The 16,561-nt window shown below is 43.5% G+C and carries 17 protein-coding genes and 1 pseudogene; 9 read left to right on the top strand and 9 right to left on the bottom strand.

The features are described from left to right. Nucleotides 1-132: 132 nt before the first annotated feature. The 4 genes and pseudogenes from JRG66_RS02465 to JRG66_RS02450 form a co-directional block, all read right to left on the bottom strand. Nucleotides 133-414 (bottom strand): annotated as a pseudogene (locus tag JRG66_RS02465) (HU family DNA-binding protein); the annotation flags it as partial. A 174-nt stretch (nt 415-588) separates the two neighbouring features. Next, entirely contained in the window at nt 589-1,536 is a 948-nt protein-coding gene (gene fmt, locus JRG66_RS02460; protein ID WP_265164164.1) for a methionyl-tRNA formyltransferase, read from the bottom strand. After that, on the bottom strand, nt 1,533-3,437 hold the full coding sequence (locus tag JRG66_RS02455) for a RecQ family ATP-dependent DNA helicase (protein WP_265164163.1): 1,905 nt from the start codon (nt 3,435-3,437) through the stop codon (nt 1,533-1,535). Before JRG66_RS02455 ends, fmt begins: the two co-directional genes overlap by 4 nt. Further along, complete coding sequence (locus tag JRG66_RS02450; RefSeq protein ID WP_265164162.1) at nt 3,430-3,966, bottom strand: AAA family ATPase; 537 nt, start codon at nt 3,964-3,966, stop codon at nt 3,430-3,432. The genes JRG66_RS02455 and JRG66_RS02450 overlap by 8 nt, the downstream gene beginning before the upstream one ends. A gap of 82 nt (nt 3,967-4,048) precedes the next feature. On the opposite strand from JRG66_RS02450, the gene JRG66_RS02445 reads away from it, so the two are divergent. The 3 genes from JRG66_RS02445 (at nt 4,049) to murA (ending at nt 6,414) form a co-directional block, all read left to right on the top strand. Further along, nucleotides 4,049-4,342 carry a DUF493 family protein gene (locus JRG66_RS02445; RefSeq protein ID WP_265164161.1) on the top strand — a complete coding sequence of 98 codons (294 nt, stop codon included), beginning with the start codon at nt 4,049-4,051 and terminating at the stop codon, nt 4,340-4,342. A 103-nt stretch (nt 4,343-4,445) separates the two neighbouring features. After that, nucleotides 4,446-5,084, top strand: coding sequence for a DUF4290 domain-containing protein (locus JRG66_RS02440; protein WP_265164160.1), 639 nt, complete (start codon nt 4,446-4,448; stop codon nt 5,082-5,084). A gap of 16 nt (nt 5,085-5,100) precedes the next feature. After that, complete coding sequence (gene murA / locus JRG66_RS02435) at nt 5,101-6,414, top strand: UDP-N-acetylglucosamine 1-carboxyvinyltransferase (protein ID WP_265164159.1); 1,314 nt, start codon at nt 5,101-5,103, stop codon at nt 6,412-6,414. A 152-nt stretch (nt 6,415-6,566) separates the two neighbouring features. Here murA and JRG66_RS02430 read toward each other — a convergent pair whose 3' ends face one another. From JRG66_RS02430 to xerD, 4 genes are all read right to left on the bottom strand, one after another. Continuing rightward, nucleotides 6,567-6,866, bottom strand: a complete 300-nt coding sequence (locus JRG66_RS02430) for an HPF/RaiA family ribosome-associated protein (RefSeq protein WP_265164158.1) — start codon at nt 6,864-6,866, stop codon at nt 6,567-6,569. A gap of 112 nt (nt 6,867-6,978) precedes the next feature. Next, a complete protein-coding gene (locus JRG66_RS02425; protein ID WP_265164157.1) occupies nt 6,979-7,419 on the bottom strand; it encodes a hypothetical protein in 441 nt (146 codons plus the stop codon). A 16-nt stretch (nt 7,420-7,435) separates the two neighbouring features. Continuing rightward, on the bottom strand, nt 7,436-8,383 hold the full coding sequence (locus JRG66_RS02420) for an aldo/keto reductase (protein WP_265164156.1): 948 nt from the start codon (nt 8,381-8,383) through the stop codon (nt 7,436-7,438). A gap of 187 nt (nt 8,384-8,570) precedes the next feature. Next, nucleotides 8,571-9,467 carry a site-specific tyrosine recombinase XerD gene (gene xerD / locus JRG66_RS02415; protein ID WP_265164155.1) on the bottom strand — a complete coding sequence of 299 codons (897 nt, stop codon included), beginning with the start codon at nt 9,465-9,467 and terminating at the stop codon, nt 8,571-8,573. Nucleotides 9,468-9,579: 112 nt separating this feature from the next. Here xerD and JRG66_RS02410 point away from each other — a divergent pair, with 112 nt between their 5' ends. The 6 genes from JRG66_RS02410 to JRG66_RS02385 all read left to right on the top strand — a co-directional run bounded on the left by JRG66_RS02410 (nt 9,580) and on the right by JRG66_RS02385 (nt 14,868). Next, nucleotides 9,580-10,167: a porin family protein gene (locus JRG66_RS02410; protein ID WP_265164154.1), complete on the top strand. Its 588-nt coding sequence runs from the start codon at nt 9,580-9,582 to the stop codon at nt 10,165-10,167. Between the two features lie 169 nt (nt 10,168-10,336). Continuing rightward, nucleotides 10,337-10,798, top strand: coding sequence for a hypothetical protein (locus tag JRG66_RS02405; protein ID WP_265164153.1), 462 nt, complete (start codon nt 10,337-10,339; stop codon nt 10,796-10,798). 86 nt (nt 10,799-10,884) lie between these two features. After that, entirely contained in the window at nt 10,885-11,304 is a 420-nt protein-coding gene (aroQ, locus tag JRG66_RS02400; RefSeq protein WP_265164152.1) for a type II 3-dehydroquinate dehydratase, read from the top strand. 11 nt (nt 11,305-11,315) lie between these two features. Further along, the gene (locus JRG66_RS02395; RefSeq protein ID WP_307726303.1) at nt 11,316-12,026 is read left to right on the top strand and encodes a Dph6-related ATP pyrophosphatase; all 711 of its coding nucleotides are present in this window, start codon (nt 11,316-11,318) and stop codon (nt 12,024-12,026) included. A 202-nt stretch (nt 12,027-12,228) separates the two neighbouring features. Beyond that, nucleotides 12,229-13,347: a vWA domain-containing protein gene (locus tag JRG66_RS02390; RefSeq protein ID WP_265164150.1), complete on the top strand. Its 1,119-nt coding sequence runs from the start codon at nt 12,229-12,231 to the stop codon at nt 13,345-13,347. Nucleotides 13,348-13,395: 48 nt separating this feature from the next. After that, complete coding sequence (locus JRG66_RS02385; RefSeq protein ID WP_265164149.1) at nt 13,396-14,868, top strand: sigma 54-interacting transcriptional regulator; 1,473 nt, start codon at nt 13,396-13,398, stop codon at nt 14,866-14,868. A 241-nt stretch (nt 14,869-15,109) separates the two neighbouring features. Here JRG66_RS02385 and lpdA read toward each other — a convergent pair whose 3' ends face one another. Continuing rightward, nucleotides 15,110-16,501 (bottom strand): dihydrolipoyl dehydrogenase, encoded by a 1,392-nt coding sequence (lpdA, locus tag JRG66_RS02380; protein ID WP_265164148.1) that lies wholly within the window; start codon nt 16,499-16,501, stop codon nt 15,110-15,112. Nucleotides 16,502-16,561: the final 60 nt, after the last annotated feature.

The following is a 16,561-nucleotide window of genomic DNA, read 5'->3' as shown; positions in this document are numbered from 1 at the left end:
TTTCAATAGTTTCTGCAATCTTTCATCTAAATCTAAAAAAATATTGTACAGCTTCAAATGAGAATGGAAAATATTTAACAAAAAAACTCTCCCGAATGGGAGAGTTTAATATTTTCTTAGCTTTTGTGAATTTTAGTTCACAGCCTTTTGAAGATCTGCACCGGCTTTGAATTTTACAACATTCTTGGCACCAATCTTAATAGTTTTTCCGGTTTGTGGGTTTCTTCCTTCTCTTGCAGCTCTTTTAGAAACTGACCAGGATCCAAATCCTACTAATGAAACGCGATCTCCCTTCTTAAGAGATTTCTCAACATTCTCAAGGAAAGATTCCAGGGCTTTTTTTGCAGCTGCTTTAGAAATCCCGGCATTTTCAGCCATTGCATCGATTAAATCTGTTTTGTTCATAATTTGAGTTTTTAATAGTTGTTGGTTGAACTTTTAATAATTTGCTCTACAAATTTATATGGAAAACTTTCCCATGCAAGTAATATCAAGGGAAAAGCCGAATATTGTTAATAACTTAGGCAAATTGTTGATAACCTTAGTTGATTTTTTCGGAAATACGCTAATATCAGCATTTATAAGGCCTCACAGAACTTTGGCGTTCAGATAAAACTCATAACCGTTCAAAAGATCTTTTACCGGCATCTTTTTCTTTCCCGGAAGCTGAACTTCCGTAAGGATCAAAAATCCTTCTTTTACTGCCACTTTTATAGTCTTTCCCTCCTGTACAATTTTCCCGGTAGCATGTTCGTGCCCTGTCTTTTCCATTTCACCGGCGTAGATCTTCATAATTTCTTCTTTATTGCCGTTGCTCAACATGGTCCAGGCGGTAGGATAGGGGCTAAGGCCGCGAATGAGATTGTATGTGCCCTCTAAAGTTGCTTCCCAGTTGATCCTGGTATTTTCCCTGTCAAGTTTGTATGCGGTCTTTAATTCGCCATTTTCGGTTTGAGCAGTTGTTTTTAGCTCACCTTCTTTAATGGCCTCCAAGGTCTTTACAATGAGTTTAGCACCGGCAGCCATTAATTTGTCGTGCAGTTCACCGGCATTTTCTGCCGCACCTATCGGCAACTTTTCTTGCATGATCATTTCTCCGGTGTCAATTTTTTCATCTATAAAAAAGGTGGAGACGCCGGTCTCTGTTTCCCCGTTTATTATGGCCCAGTTAATAGGTGCTGCCCCGCGGTATTGTGGGAGTAATGACGCATGTAGGTTAAAAGTGCCAAATTCCGGCATTTTCCACACCACTGCGGGTAACATCCTGAAGGCTACCACTACCTGTAGATTTGCTTTGAGCTCTTTTAATTCGGTTAAAAAATCTTCAGACTTCAAATTGACCGGCTGCAGTACTTTCAGGTTTTGCTGATTGGAATATTGTTTTACGGCCGACTCCTGGAGTTTTCTTCCTCTGCCGGCAGGCCTGTCGGGGGCGGTAACCACGCCAACAACATTATATCCGGCTTCCACTATGGTCTTGAGTGAAAACACAGCAAATTCGGGCGTACCCATAAAGACAATTCTCAAATCTCTCATAAATGTTTTAGTTTGTATTTGTTAGAAGGAGTAAGAGTTAGGGCTCCTTTTTCAACCAGTACCTGCAAGACCTTGATGATGTGATCTTCCGGAAAATCGAGTTTTGCTACCATCTCCCGCGAAGAATACTCCTGCTCTTCCAGCAGGCCAATAATGGCAAAATAGATCTTTTTCATGCCTTCGCGGTTTAGGGGCTTTTTTGAGGGGCGGCAAACAGAACAAATTCCGCAGGGCTGGGTATCTTTTTCCCCAAAATACTGCAACAGTTGTTCACTTTTACACAGCCTGTCATTCTCAACATAGGCCAGCACCTGCTCAATCTTCTCCTTCTTGGTACGTTCCTGTAGTTTAATATAAGGTATTAGCGGGTTGATGCTGATGTCATCTTCGCGGGGGATCAAAAACATGATCTTTGTATCGTGTTGATCGTGTTCAAAATCAACCATATCTTCTTTTTGCAGCTGTTGCAGCAGCTTTACCGCTTCCTGTACTGTGGTTCCCGCTTTTCCTGCTATTACCTGAATATTAATTTCTACCATACTGTCAAAAGCCCCGCCGTAGGTGCGTAAAATGGCTTTTACCACCGGGTCAAACTGCGGATTTGCTTCCAAGTACCAGTTGATCTGTTTTCCTGAAACCAAAAACCTAATTCGCGTTTTCTTCTGAAATTGCTCGGTAAGGCTGAGTATGCTCATCCTGTCGAGCAGCAGCATGGTGTTGTAGGCAAGCAGTGTGTTCAATTCGTACTTTTGGCAAAACTGGTAAAAATTGAAATAGTGCTCTGTGCCTTCACCTTCGCCATAAGCAATCCTGAAGTAGGAATTCAGTTTTTTATAGACCAGCTTTACCATTTCAACGCCCGGAAGCGTGGCCAAAAACTGATTTTTAAGCAGGGGAATGTCACTCTTGTTGGTTAGAACAACTGCTTTGGCAGGTTTCCCATCCCTTCCGGCCCTTCCGGCTTCCTGAAAATAGCTTTCCAGGCTCTCGGGCAGGTTCAAATGAACTACGGTACGCACATTGGCTTTATCTATGCCCATTCCAAAGGCACTGGTTGCTACCATCACCCGTTTTTCTTCCTTCAGCCATTGTTGGAGGCGCAAAGATTTTTCTGGCTTTGGGAGTCCGCCGTGGAAAGAGGTCGCAGAAATGCCCTTTTTGAGCAGGAACTGTTCAAGTTCTATGGTGGCCTTTCGGGAGCGCACATAAATAATTCCGGCTTCGTCGTGCTCCCGGAGCAATTGCTCCATGTAATAATTCTTGTCTTCGGCTTCTTTTACAAGATAGGCCAGATTTTCTCTTCGGAAGGATTTCTGAAGCAGTTTTACATCCTTTAGTTCCAGTTGCTGCGCAATATCCTTTACAACCGGAAGGGTTGCTGTGGCCGTTAACCCCACCACGTTTGCTTGTGGTTTTAAATGCCGCAACAAAGAAATATTGCGGTAAGCTGGCCTAAAATCGTGACCCCACTGGGAAATACAATGAGCCTCGTCTACGGCAATTAGGCTTACCTGCATTTGTTTGATGCGTTCCTGCACCAGTTCCTGCTGTAGCCTTTCGGGGGAGAGGTAGAGGAACTTGTAATTTCCGAAGATGCAATTATCGAGCATGGTATCAACTTCCATAAAGGGAATCCCGCCGGTGAGGGCCATGGCTTTGATGTTTTTTGCCTGCAGGGCCTTCACCTGGTCTTCCATGAGGGCCACCAGGGGCGAGACCACTATGCAAATTCCGGGTTGGATGAGGGCGGGCACCTGGAAACAAAGCGATTTGCCGCCGCCGGTGGGCAGCAGGGCGATGACATCCTGTTTCCGAAGTAAGTGTTCAATAATGTCTTTTTGCAGCGGTCTAAAGCTGTCAAAGCCCCAGTATTGCTTTAATATGTCTTCGGGGCTACTCAAGATGGTTTAAAATAAAGACCGTGCGTTCGGCAATGGTGCCTTCGGGGACTTCTATAGCTTCATAGCCGTGGTGGGCATAGCTGCGGGCCAGCTCATCATGTATCTCTACAGCCTGCTCGTAGGTCTCATAGCGTTCGTTGTCTTCGGTGTAGATCTGCTTCCACGGGGGCAGAATAAACACCCTGTCGTACACATACTCTTTGCACACGCGATTAAATACGGGGGGATATTCATTTCCGAAGTAATTCATGTAAGCTACCACATCGGGCACGCCCCGGTCTAAAAAGACCATCCCCGATTTCATTTCATGAGCTTCTTTGAACTGTTTGATTCTGCCTTCAAGCAGGAGTTCGCTAAAGAGCAGGGGGTCTTTGAGGAACAGCTGGTCAATTCCCTTTTTCTGGGCCTCCCGTATGATCTCCCGGGAAACCTCATGAAAACAAAAATGCCCGTGTTGCTCAAGGGCTTCAATGACCGATGTCTTTCCTGTACCGGGGCCGCCGGTTATTACAATCTTTCTGGTATTCACCCGGCAAATTTCGCGATTTGCATCCAATTTAAAAAATAGATTCTAAAATGTATCTTTGCAGGAATCATGAAGTAAGATCGTTATGAGCGAAGCCAAAGACCCTGAAGAATTCTATCGCAAGTTAAAGTCGCAATTACTCGACACTGCAACCTGGCCGTCTGTTTATTTGTACAAATTCATTGTTCCCTCTAAACCTGAGAAAATAAAGGGGATTGAAGAGATTTTTAACAATATGGGAGCGGTGATCAATACCAGGAAATCCAAAAAAGGCAGTTATACAAGCGTTTCTGTAAATGTAAAAATGCAGGACCCCGACTCGGTAATCGCCAAATATAAAGAAGTAGGGCAAAAAATTGAAGGAGTGATCTCTCTGTAAATAATTGCAGGATAATTTAGTAGAGCTACTTTTTTCCTGAATAATTTTTTTAATTTGCAGTCGATAAACTTCTGCAGTATATTATCACCTAATATTATTCATTTTGACAAACGAATTAGAATATAACTCCGAAAGGAGTAAACTCATCATTCCTGAGTATGGAAGGCATATTCAAAAGATGGTTGAACACGCCGTAGAGATCGCAGATGACGAAGAGCGGAACAAAGTGGCTAAAGCCATCATTTCAGTTATGGGGAACCTCAATCCTCACCTTCGGGATGTGCCCGATTTTCAGCATAAACTCTGGGACCAGTTATTTATTATAAGTGATTTCAAGCTCGATGTTGAAAGTCCTTTTCCAAAGCCTTCCAAAGAAATGCTGGAAGAAAGGCCACAGCGTATGGCTTACCCGCAAAACTTTCCGAAGTATCGTTTCTACGGAAATAACATCAAAAGAATGATCGATGAGGCAAATAAATTTGAAGACGGGCCCGAAAAGGAAGGACTGGTCTTCACCATTGCCAATCACATGAAGAAATCTTACCTAAGCTGGAACAAAGATTCTGTTGATGATAAAGTGATCTTTGAACACCTTCGGGAATTGAGCGGTGGCAAGATCAACCTCAAAAATACCGATGAAGATCTAAGCGAAGCTTCCGATTTATTAAGGAGCAACAAGAAGTTTACTAAAAAGCCGGCGAAGAAGGCGCACAATAGAACGCGCAGCCGTAAACGACACTAATAACTACGATTTTTTTATGGGATCTTTTCAAATTGAAGGAGGGCATGCTTTAAAAGGGGAAATTCAACCCCAGGGAGCAAAGAACGAAGCCCTGCAAATTCTTTGCGCCGTACTGCTCACTCCCGATAAAGTTACAATTCACAACATTCCCGATATCTTGGATGTCAATAAACTTATTCACCTGCTAAAACAACTTGGTGTGAAGGTGGAAAAGATTGGCAAAGGTTCTTATACTTTCCAGGCCAACGACCTTAATCACGATTATCTTAAAAGCGAGAAATTTAAGGAAGAAGGCAGTGGCCTGCGAGGTTCGATCATGATTGTGGGGCCAATGCTGGCAAGGTTTGGCCACGGGTATATTCCCCGTCCCGGCGGTGACAAGATTGGCCGAAGAAGGCTCGATACCCACTTTGAAGGTTTTATAAACCTGGGAGCCGATTTTCGGTATAATAAAGAAGAGCGTTTCTACGGGGTAGAAGCGCCAAATGGCCTCAAAGGAACTTACATGTTGCTTGAAGAAGCCTCGGTAACCGGAACCGCAAATATTGTGATGGCAGCCGTGCTTGCCAAAGGAAAAACCACCATTTATAATGCGGCTTGTGAACCTTACCTGCAGCAACTTTGCAACATGCTCAATAGCATGGGCGCAAAAATATCTGGAGTTGGTTCCAACCTTTTGGAGGTTGAAGGCGTGGAATCGTTGAACGGCTGCACCCACACAATTTTACCCGATATGATCGAAATTGGTTCCTGGATTGGCCTTGCCGCCATGACCAAAAGTGAGATCACCATCAAGAATGTAGGTTGGGAACATTTGGGGCTAATCCCCGCCACTTTCAGGAAACTCGGGATACAGCTGGAGCGAAAAGGAGATGATATCTTTATTCCGGCGCATAAAGATGGATATGAGGTGCAAAGTTTCATTGATGGCTCCATCATGAGCATAAGCGATGCGCCATGGCCAGGCTTTACGCCCGATCTTTTGAGTATCATGCTGGTGGTGGCCACCCAGGCAAAAGGCGATGTGCTTATTCACCAAAAGATGTTTGAGAGCCGACTTTTCTTTGTCGATAAATTGATAGACATGGGGGCAAAGATCATTCTTTGCGATCCGCACAGGGCTACGGTAATTGGGCATGATTTTAAATCCCAGCTCAAAGCTACTACCATGGTTTCTCCCGACATAAGGGCCGGAATCTCCCTTTTGATCGCAGCGCTTTCAGCTAAAGGAACTTCCATAATCCACAACATCGAGCAAATTGATCGAGGTTATGAGAATATTGATGAGCGCTTAAGGGCTATTGGCGCTAAGATCAAGCGAGTGGCTTAGTCTCGAAGAGACTAGAGTTAAGAAACAAGAGTCAAGACTTATATGCAATAAAAAAGGCTGCCGGAAAAATCATTTCCCGGCAGCCTTTTTTAATTTTCACTATACAATATACACTATACACTATACAATATACAATATACAATATACAATTATTAGTGGCTTTGCATCTCGGCTTTTCGTTTCTGAAGTTGTTTTTCTAAATCTTTTACGGTTTCGGCTGCCGCGGCTTCAAAGCTGTCGGCATTAGAAGAGGCGTGAATTTTTGGCCCCGGAAGGCTTAATTCTATAGCGCAGGTTTTTCCGTTGCCGTTGGTAGATTTTTCTTCTCTAAACATCACATCTGCAGAGATGATCCAGTCAAATTTATTTTCAAGTTTATCAAGTTTTCTCTGAACAAGTTGTTCTGCCGAAATTTTTGTGTCTGCGTGTACAAATTGAATGTTTGTCTTCATATTCTTCTTTTTTACTTAAAATATACTTCTTCAAGATAGCAAAATTGCTTCGGAAAGTGGGTAGTTTATAAAAAATATAACGTTCCAAAAATGGCATTTTTCCCGGCTATTCCTACTGCGGAAGCTTTGATGCAACTTCTGTAAAATTCACTTCATTATTTTCCTGAAGCTCATATTCAAAAATTGATTTTCCCTGTACGTGGCCATCGTCATAAACTGCCAGTACCCAATCTTCGGAAATGACCTGCACCTGCCTGAATTCCATAGTTCCGCCAAGAACTGCATCAAGCGGAATAAGCTCCTTTTGCTGTTTCAGGGCTTCAATGATGTGGCTTTCGGGGTCTTCAATGTCCTTAAACTCCCTTCCGAAGTAAACCTGAAGGGGTTTATTGTCGTGGTCACTTTCCTGAAGGTTTTGCAGCGAGTCTACCAGCTGCCTTTGCCCGCTAATTTCGCGGGAAAGTGAATCGATCTCCTGATTCCTGGCCTCTATTTCGCCGTTCCTGTTATTGCAGCTGCTCAAAGCTCCAAAAAAGAGGAGCCAGAGTGCCATTTTTGGGAGGTAAGAGCTATAAGTCATAGATGTTGTTGTATGAATTGCCGGGGGTGACAAAGAACTCGCCGGTCACATACCTAAAATGCCGTTCTATGCCCGCGATTTTCTTGAGATCTTCTTCATCTAACTTTACGTTGATACTCTCAAGATTGGATATAATGTGTTTTTCTGTGGTAGATTTTGGGATTACCGCAGTGCCGCGTGTCACCGCCCATTTGATAAGTACCTGCGCAGGGGAAACATTGTGTTTGCCGGCAATTTCTACTATGGCGGGCTCTTCTAAAAGCGAAGGTTCGTTCTCGGCTTTCATTTGTTCACTGCGATCTCCACTGCCCAGGGGTGAATAAGCGGTGTTGTGGATATTGTTTTCGCGGCAAAACTGTAAAAGCTCTGGCTGAGGGAGAAAAGGATGAAGTTCCACCTGGTTCATTTCTGGCACTTCGGTAGTTTGAGACATGAGGTCTTCGAGTTTTTTACTGCTGAAGTTTGATACCCCAATGTGTTTAACCAGCCCCTGTTTCTTTGCTTCTATCATGGCATTCCAGGTTTCGATGATGGGCACTTCTTCAAGCGAGAGATATTCGTCGTCACCTGAAGGAAAACCCACGCCGTGCTTAAAAGCCACCGGCCAGTGAATAAGGTAGAGGTCGAGGTAATCGAGCTGTAGATCGTCTAAAGTTTTTTTAAGCGCAGGAATTACATGCTCTTTTTTATGAGAATCGTTCCACAGCTTGGAGGTCACCCATACATCTTCCCTTTTTATTTTTCCCCGGGCAAAGACTTCTTTGAAAGCGCTGCCAATTTCGGCTTCATTGCCATAAGTTGCTGCACAGTCAATATGGCGGTAGCCGTTATTAAGTGCGATTTTAACTGCTTCTCCTACTTTTCCTTTATTTGATTTCCATGTTCCCAGGCCAATAGCCGGCATGGTATCTCCGTTTTTAAACTTAAGTGTTTCCATAATTGTTATTTTATCTGCTTAAATTAATCAGGAAAAGGCTGCTGCCAAAGGAATTTCTATGGTTTAGCAAATTTTTAGTGTTCAAAAAGTTTAGAGGTACGGCGTTTGAAATACGACTTTTTAAAAAATTAAGAATTCCTGATTAGAATAAAATTTTTAAATCCTGGATCTTGAATTTTGAATCGTGCTAACGTCTCGGGTGAAACTCCTCCATTACTTTGCGCAGGTGGGAACGGTCCATATGAACGTAAATCTCGGTAGTGGTGATGCTCTCGTGCCCCAGCATTTGCTGAATGGCCCGTAAATCGGCCCCGTTTTCAAGTAAATGCGTTGCAAAGGAATGCCTGAAGGTGTGCGGGCTAATCTTTTTTTGTAATCCGATCATGCTCGCCAGTCTTGTTATAATTGTAAAGATCATGGCGCGAGTGAGCTGCTTACCACGGCGATTCAGAAATAGTGTGTCTTCGTGGCCTTTTTGGATATCCTGGTGCGCCCGTATATGCTTTATGTAAAGTTTAATGTATTTGCAGGTGGTTTCAGCTATGGGTACAAAGCGCGATTTGCTTCCCTTTCCGGTTACCTTAATAAAGCCTTCATCAAAGAACAGATCGCTAAGCTGAAGATTTGTCAATTCAGAAACCCGGAGTCCGCAGCCGTACAGGGTTTCCAAAATGGCACGGTTCCTTTCTCCTTCAGGTTTACTAAGGTCTATGGCCGCAATAAGAGTATCGATCTCTTCCGTAGAAAGGGTAGCTGGCAATTTACGTCCTGTTTTTGGAGATTCAATTAATTCGAGAGGATTGGTTTTGCGGTAATCTTCAAAGACAAGATAACTAAAGAAGCTGCGAAGGCCCGAAATGATTCTTGCCTGCGAGCGGGCATTCATTTTTTTGGCAAGCTCGTATATGAACTGTTGTACTTCACCTTCAGAAATAGAAACAGGCGATGTTTTGATCTCATTTGCCACCACCCAGTTTGAAAGTTTTTCTACATCGAGCGCGTAATTCTCTATGGTATTCGCGGCCAGGCCTCGCTCAATTTTGAGGTAGTGGCGGTAGTCTTTCAAGGCATTTTCCCAGTTCACAGGCTAAAAATTGGTGCTAAAAGTACGGATTTACGAGTACTTTAATATAAAGTGAGTTTTTCTTAACACTATGCCTCCTACATTTGTCCCTGAACTTTTAAAAATGAAAATTATGAAAAAGTCAATTTTGTTTATCGCAGCAATGGTATTTAGTACAACATTTGTTGCTGCACAGGAATTCGTTTACTTTGGAGCAAAAGGAGGGGTGAACTTCTCTACCTTTTCAGGAGACGGATGGTCAGATTTTGAGGATGAAAGTGCAAGAACCGCATATCATTTAGGTTTAGTGGCCGAAATCCCGTTATCAGATCGTTTTTCTCTCCAGCCTGAGGTGCTTTACTCAGCACAGGGGTACGACATTGTAGAAGTTGAAGATGGCGATGACCTGGAGCATAAACTAGATTATGTTAGCGTTCCTGTTATGGCTAAGTTCTATGTGGTAAGAGGGCTAAGCCTTGAAGCAGGACCGCAATTCAGTTTTCTTGCAGACCATGAAGTAGGGTTTGGAGATAACGATATGGATGTGTCTGATGACAACATCAACAAATTTGATTTAAGTCTGGGGCTAGGAGCTTCTTACAAATTCAACAACTTTTTCCTTTATGGAAGGTATAATGCGGGTATGACCGATATTTATGATATTGAGGGTGTTGAAGCCAAGAACTCTGTAGTACAGGCCGGGATTGGATTCTTGTTTTAAGAAAGACCTGAAAGCTATAAAAAGGCTGTCTTCAATGAGGCAGCCTTTTTTTATGCTTTTAGGTGTAGTAGCATGTAAGTTTATCCTTTCAAAGTAATTTCAGTTACTCGACAAGCGTAAGGTGTAAATGACTAATTTAGTGTAATATAACCTTTAAAAACTTGAAATTATGAAGAAATTTTTATGTTCTCTTATTTTTATGGCCGTAAGTTTTACTTCCACTTATGCGCAGGGCGATATCAGGTTAGGAGTGAATGCAGGAATTCCGGTAGGGGATATTTCGGATGCATCAGATTTTAATATAGGGGCAGATGTGGCCTACCTCATGGGTTTTGAGACTTTTCAGCTGGGGCCAATGCTGGGCTACACCCACTTTTTTGTAGATGAGTTTGACGACCTTTCTTTTCTGCCACTTGCTGCAACTGCCAGGTTTGGCCTTGCCAACGTCGAATTGGGAGCCGATCTTGGCTATGCCCTTGGTTTGACCGACGGGGTTGACGGCGGCTTCTATTACAAACCCAAAATTGGGTTCAACCTATTCGGGGTGGGGCTTATCGCTTCTTACACCGGCATAAGCATGGATGGCGGCACAGCAGGTTCCATTAACCTTGGGGCTGAATTCCGACTTTAAAAAGGATCAGGGGTAAAAAATGACATTTTTGAGCCTGTTAAAAGCGGAAGCTGTGTTTCCGTTTTTTTATTTTCTACATTTACCTTATGAAAATAATGATCATTAACGGGCCCAACCTAAACTTACTTGGCAGCCGTGAACCCGATACCTACGGAAGCCAGACTTTTAACAGCTACTTTCAAAGCCTGAAAGAAAAATTTCCGAAGGTGGAATTAGCGTATTTCCAGTCAAACATTGAAGGGGAGATCATAGACCGGCTACATGCGGCCGATAAGGAATTTGATGGCATTGTGCTCAACGCAGCCGCCTACACCCATACTTCAGTGGGGATTGGCGACGCTGTAAAAGCAATTTCCACCCCGGTGGTAGAAGTGCATATTTCCAATACTTCGGCCAGGGAAGAATTTCGGCATAAATCTTTTATAGCCCCCAATGCCAAAGGCGTCATCCTCGGATTTGGATTACAGAGTTATGAACTGGCTGTCTTGAGTTTTACTGAAGCATGAAAAAGGCCTTTTTGAACTGGAGTTCTGGAAAAGACGCGGCATTTGCACTTTATCTCATGCAGCAGCAGAAAGAATATTCCGTAGAAAAGTTGCTTACCACAGTTAATTCTGAAGTTGACAGGATTTCCATGCACGGGCTTCGAAGTGATTTATTGCTGAAGCAGGCCGAAAGTATTGGTATTCCGTTAGAGATCATTCCTCTGGCCGGTAATGTCTCCATGAAAACCTATAACAAAGTTATGGAAGAGGAAATGCTGAAGCTGAAAAAATCAGGTTTTGATTACAGTATTTTTGGGGATATTCTTCTGGAAGATTTAAAACATTACCGCGAACAGGAGCTTCAAAAAGTGGAAATTGAAGGGCTTTTTCCGCTGTGGAAAAAAGATACTTCAGCCCTCATGAAACAAATCCTCGCTGCCGGCTTTAAGGCTGTAACGGTGAGTGTGAATGCAAAGGTCCTGGATAAATCTTTCTGCGGAAGGCTTGTAGATGAAGAATTTCTAGTCGATTTACCTTTGGGCGTAGATCCTGCCGGCGAGAACGGGGAATTTCACACCTTCGTTTTTGACGGCCCCATATTTTCAAAACCAGTAAGCTTCCAAAAAGGGGAAATTGTAGAGAAGTTTTTTACTTCCGCAGGAGATGAAGACGATGATTGCTTTAAAAAAGAGAAGGAAGCCTGGGACACCAGGTTTTATTATTGCGACCTGATTTCGATTTAAAGATTTGAAAATTTGCCAATTTTTCAATTTGAAGATTTGAAAGTTAGGAATTAGAATTTGGTGCTTGGTACTTAATATTCGGTGCTTGGAATTTGAGATTTCTCACTACTAATATCTTATAAAATCTAAAATCTCCCATCTAATTAACACAAATTTATCCTCGTCTTTTGTGAGATGTTCATGCTAACAATTAAATTAGGGCATGGAAAGGAATTTTGTGAAAAAAGGTTTTGTGTTTAAAAGGTTTGAGGCCGAGAATATCCCTCCTTTTGACAAGCTTTTTGAGATCTTTAAAGAACTTATTACCCACACTTCCGGAGATTTTGATGAGGCTATAGAATGGCTAAGGCAGCTGGATGTTGAATACCAACTCACCGATGAAAATTACACTATAGATGATTTTATAGAAGACCTGAAGAAAAAAGGTTACATCCGTGAAGAAATTGAGGGAGGCGGAGGAATGGCCATAACAGCCAAGACCGAAAGGGCCATAAGGCAGCAGGCGCTCAATCAAATCTTCGGGAAGCTGCGCAAAAGTCGGTCGGGTAACCACAGCACAAAGCAACTGGGGTTGGGCGACGAGCATACGGGAGAATTCCGGAATTATAATTTTGGAGATTCGCTCGATAAAATCTCCATGACCGAATCTTTGCGAAATGCCCAGATACAGCATGGCGCCGATGATTTTAGAATGACCGAAGATGATCTTGTGGTCGAAGAAACCCATCACAAGAGCCAGATGAGTACCGTGCTTATGATAGACATCAGCCACAGTATGATACTTTATGGTGAAGACAGGATCACCCCTGCAAAGAAAGTCGCCATGGCCCTGGCCGAGCTCATCACTACCAGGTATCCCAAAGACACCCTCGATATACTCGTTTTTGGGAATGACGCCTGGCGCATTTCTATTGGAGACCTGCCCTACCTGCAGGTGGGCCCATATCATACCAATACAGTGGCCGGGCTTGAACTTGCAATGGATTTGCTTAGGCGCAAGCGTAACACCAACAAACAGATCTTTATGATCACCGATGGGAAGCCTAGCTGTTTGAGAGAGCGGGATGGGAGTTATTACCAGAACAGTGTGGGGCTGGACCCATACATAGTGGAGAAATGTTATAATGCAGCCAGCCAGGCGCGTAAACTTCACATTCCCATAACCACATTTATGATTGCGCAAGATCCTTACCTGGAACGTTTTGTAAGGGAGTTTACACAGGCCAACCAGGGCAAGGCATTCTTCACCGGTCTTAAAGGTCTTGGCGAAATGATTTTTGAAGATTACGAGACCAACCGCAAGAAAAGAATTAAAGGTTAAAATATTAAAGGCCCGAAAATGGCCTTTTTCAAACAAATTTTTCAGGACATGGATATACAGAAGCTCAGCACGTTTGGAGCATTAAAGGACTATGGTTATCAAAGCAAAAGCATAAAAGAGGAACTCAGGCAAAATCTGCTGAAAAAGATTAAGAACAACGAGCCGGCTTTTGAAGGGATTCATGGGTATGAAAACACGGTAATTCCTGAGGTAGAGCGGGCAATCCTCTCAAAGCATAACATCAACTTTCTGGGCTTGAGGGGGCAGGCTAAAACGCGCCTCGCCAGGATGATGGTAAATCTCTTAGACGAATATATTCCTGTAGTTGAAGGCTCTGAGATCAATGATGATCCTTTTCGGCCTATTTCGCGCCATGCCCGGGAACTACTCGAGGAGCAGGGCGATGAGATCCCTATTTCGTGGGTTCACAGGAATGAAAGGTTCTTTGAAAAACTTGCCACGCCCGATGTGACCGTAGCCGATATTATTGGGGATGTAGACCCCATCAAAGCCGCCAACCTGAAACTGAATTATGCCGATGACCGCGTGATTCACTACGGAATGATCCCCCGTGCCAACCGAAGTATTTTCGTCATTAACGAGCTGCCCGACCTGCAGGCGCGTATACAGGTAGCCTTATTCAATATTCTTCAGGAAGGGGATATACAAATCCGCGGATTTAAGCTGAGGTTGCCTTTAGACATGCAGTTTATATTCACTGCGAACCCCGAAGATTACACCAATCGCGGAAGCATAGTAACGCCTCTTAAAGACAGGATTGGCTCCCAGATACTCACTCACTACCCCGTAGACGTGAAAACTGCCAAAAAGATCACGCAGCAGGAAGCCAGGCTTGAGCAGGGGCAGCTGGAAATGGTTCAGGTTCCCGAACTTGCCAACGACCTCCTGGAGCAAATAAGTTTTGAGGCACGAGACCATGAATATGTAGATTCCCGAAGCGGGATAAGTGCACGGCTGAGTATTACCGCATTTGAAAACCTTGTGAGCACAGCCGAACGCAGGGCTGTCAAAAATGGCGAAAATAAGACGCTTCTCAGGCTGGGAGATTTTCTTGGGGTCATTCCGTCAATAACCGGTAAAATTGAGCTGGTCTATGAAGGAGAGCAGGAGGGAAGTGCCATGGTAGCGCAGGAACTTATAGGAGAAGCCGTAAAATCACTTTTCCCAACCATGTTCCCAAAGATCGAAAAGCTGCAGAAGCCCGATGCCAAAGATCCATACTCCGAAATTGTGGACTGGTTCTTCTCCGAAAGTGGCTTTGAGCTGCTTGATGAAACTTCGGATGCCGAATACAAAAAAGCCCTTGATTCCATCCCGGCACTTGAAGACCTCGTGAACAAATACCAGCCGAACGTACCCGAAGAAGACAAATATTTTCTGAAAGAGTTTGTGCTATGGGGGCTGGTGGAATACAAAAAGCTGAATAAATTCCGGTTTTCGCAGGGGATGCAGTTCAAGGATATGTATGGAAGCTACATTGAAGGACTTCGGAAAGATTAAGGAGTAATAATTTAATATTTTAGATTGAATATTTTATATTGAAATTACAAGCACTAAGCACCAAGACCAAGCACCAAGCACCAAATTCCAGGCACCAAATTCCAAATGCCAACAAACAAAAAACCTCCGGAAATTTTTCCGGAGGTTTTTTTATTCTGTGGAACTAAATAACCCGCCCCACATTATATATTATACATTATTCAATATTCAATATACAATATACAATATACAATATACTTTCTTAAAGGTGTATCACTTCCCCGTAAGCATCGGCTACGGCTTCCATCACTGCTTCGCTCATGGTTGGGTGAGGGTGAATGGCTTTTAGCACTTCGTGCCCTGTAGTTTCCAGTTTACGTCCAAGAACAGCTTCAGCGATCATATCGGTAACGCCTGCCCCAATCATGTGGCAGCCTAACCATTCGCCATATTTGGCATCAAAGATCACTTTTACGAATCCGTCAGGAGTGCCGGCAGCTTTGGCTTTTCCGGAAGCAGAGAATGGGAATTTCCCAACCTTCAGCTCGTAACCGGCCTCTTTAGCCTGCTTTTCGGTCATACCTACTGAAGCAATTTCGGGCGTGGCATAAGTACATCCGGGAATATTTCCGTAGTCAATAGGCTCTACATGCATTCCCTTGATCTTCTCAACACAGGTGATCCCTTCCGCAGAAGCCACGTGAGCTAGTGCAGGGCCTGCTACCACGTCTCCAATAGCGTAGATTCCTTTTACATTGGTCTCGTAGAAATCGTTCACAAGGATCTTATCCCTGTCGGTTTTGATGCCTAGTTCTTCAAGCCCTATGTTTTCAAGGTTAGATTTGATACCCACGGCTGAAAGTACAACTTCGGCCTCAAGGGTTTCCATACCTTTTTTGGTCTTTACCTGTGCTTTTACAAGGTCTCCCGAAGTATCTACACTCTCTACAGAAGAGCTGGTCATCACCTTAATTCCTGCTTTTTTGAAGCTGCGCTCAAATTGTTTTGAGATTTCTTCATCTTCAAGCGGCACCAGGTTAGGAAGGAACTCTACAATGGTCACTTCGGTACCCATGGTCTTGTAAAAATGAGCGAACTCAACGCCAATAGCTCCTGAACCAACTACGATCATAGATTTTGGCTGCTTTTCAAGGCTCATTGCCTGGCGGTAACCAATTACTTTCTTACCATCTTGCGGAAGGTTTGGCAGTTCTCTTGAACGCGCTCCTGTTGCGATGATAATATGATCTGCGGAATACTCTGTCTTCTTATCGTTTTTATCGGTAACCTCGATCTTTTTGCCCGACTTTAGTTTACCGAAACCGTCAATAACATCGATTTTGTTTTTCTTCATCAGGAATTGAACTCCTTTGCTCATCCCTTCGGCCACATTTCGGCTGCGTTTAATAACGGCACCAAAATCCTTTTCGGCTTTTTCAACTTTTAATCCGTAATCTTCAGCATGGTTAAGGTATTCAAAAACCTGGGCACTTTTAAGAAGCGCTTTGGTAGGGATACATCCCCAGTTGAGGCAAACGCCCCCAAGATTTTCTTTTTCTATAACAGCCGTCTTGAATCCTAACTGTGATGCGCGAATGGCAGTCACGTAGCCTCCGGGACCACTTCCTAAAACTATAACGTCGTATTTACTCATATTCGGAATTTTATGTAACTGAATTTAAGACAGCGAATTTACGGAAATTAACCTTAAACC

Source organism: Salinimicrobium tongyeongense (genome assembly GCF_026109735.1).
In the GTDB taxonomy this organism is placed as follows: domain Bacteria; phylum Bacteroidota; class Bacteroidia; order Flavobacteriales; family Flavobacteriaceae; genus Salinimicrobium; species Salinimicrobium tongyeongense.
The sequence above is the reverse complement of the archived record's forward strand: the minus strand, read 5'-3'. Positions and strand labels throughout refer to the sequence as shown.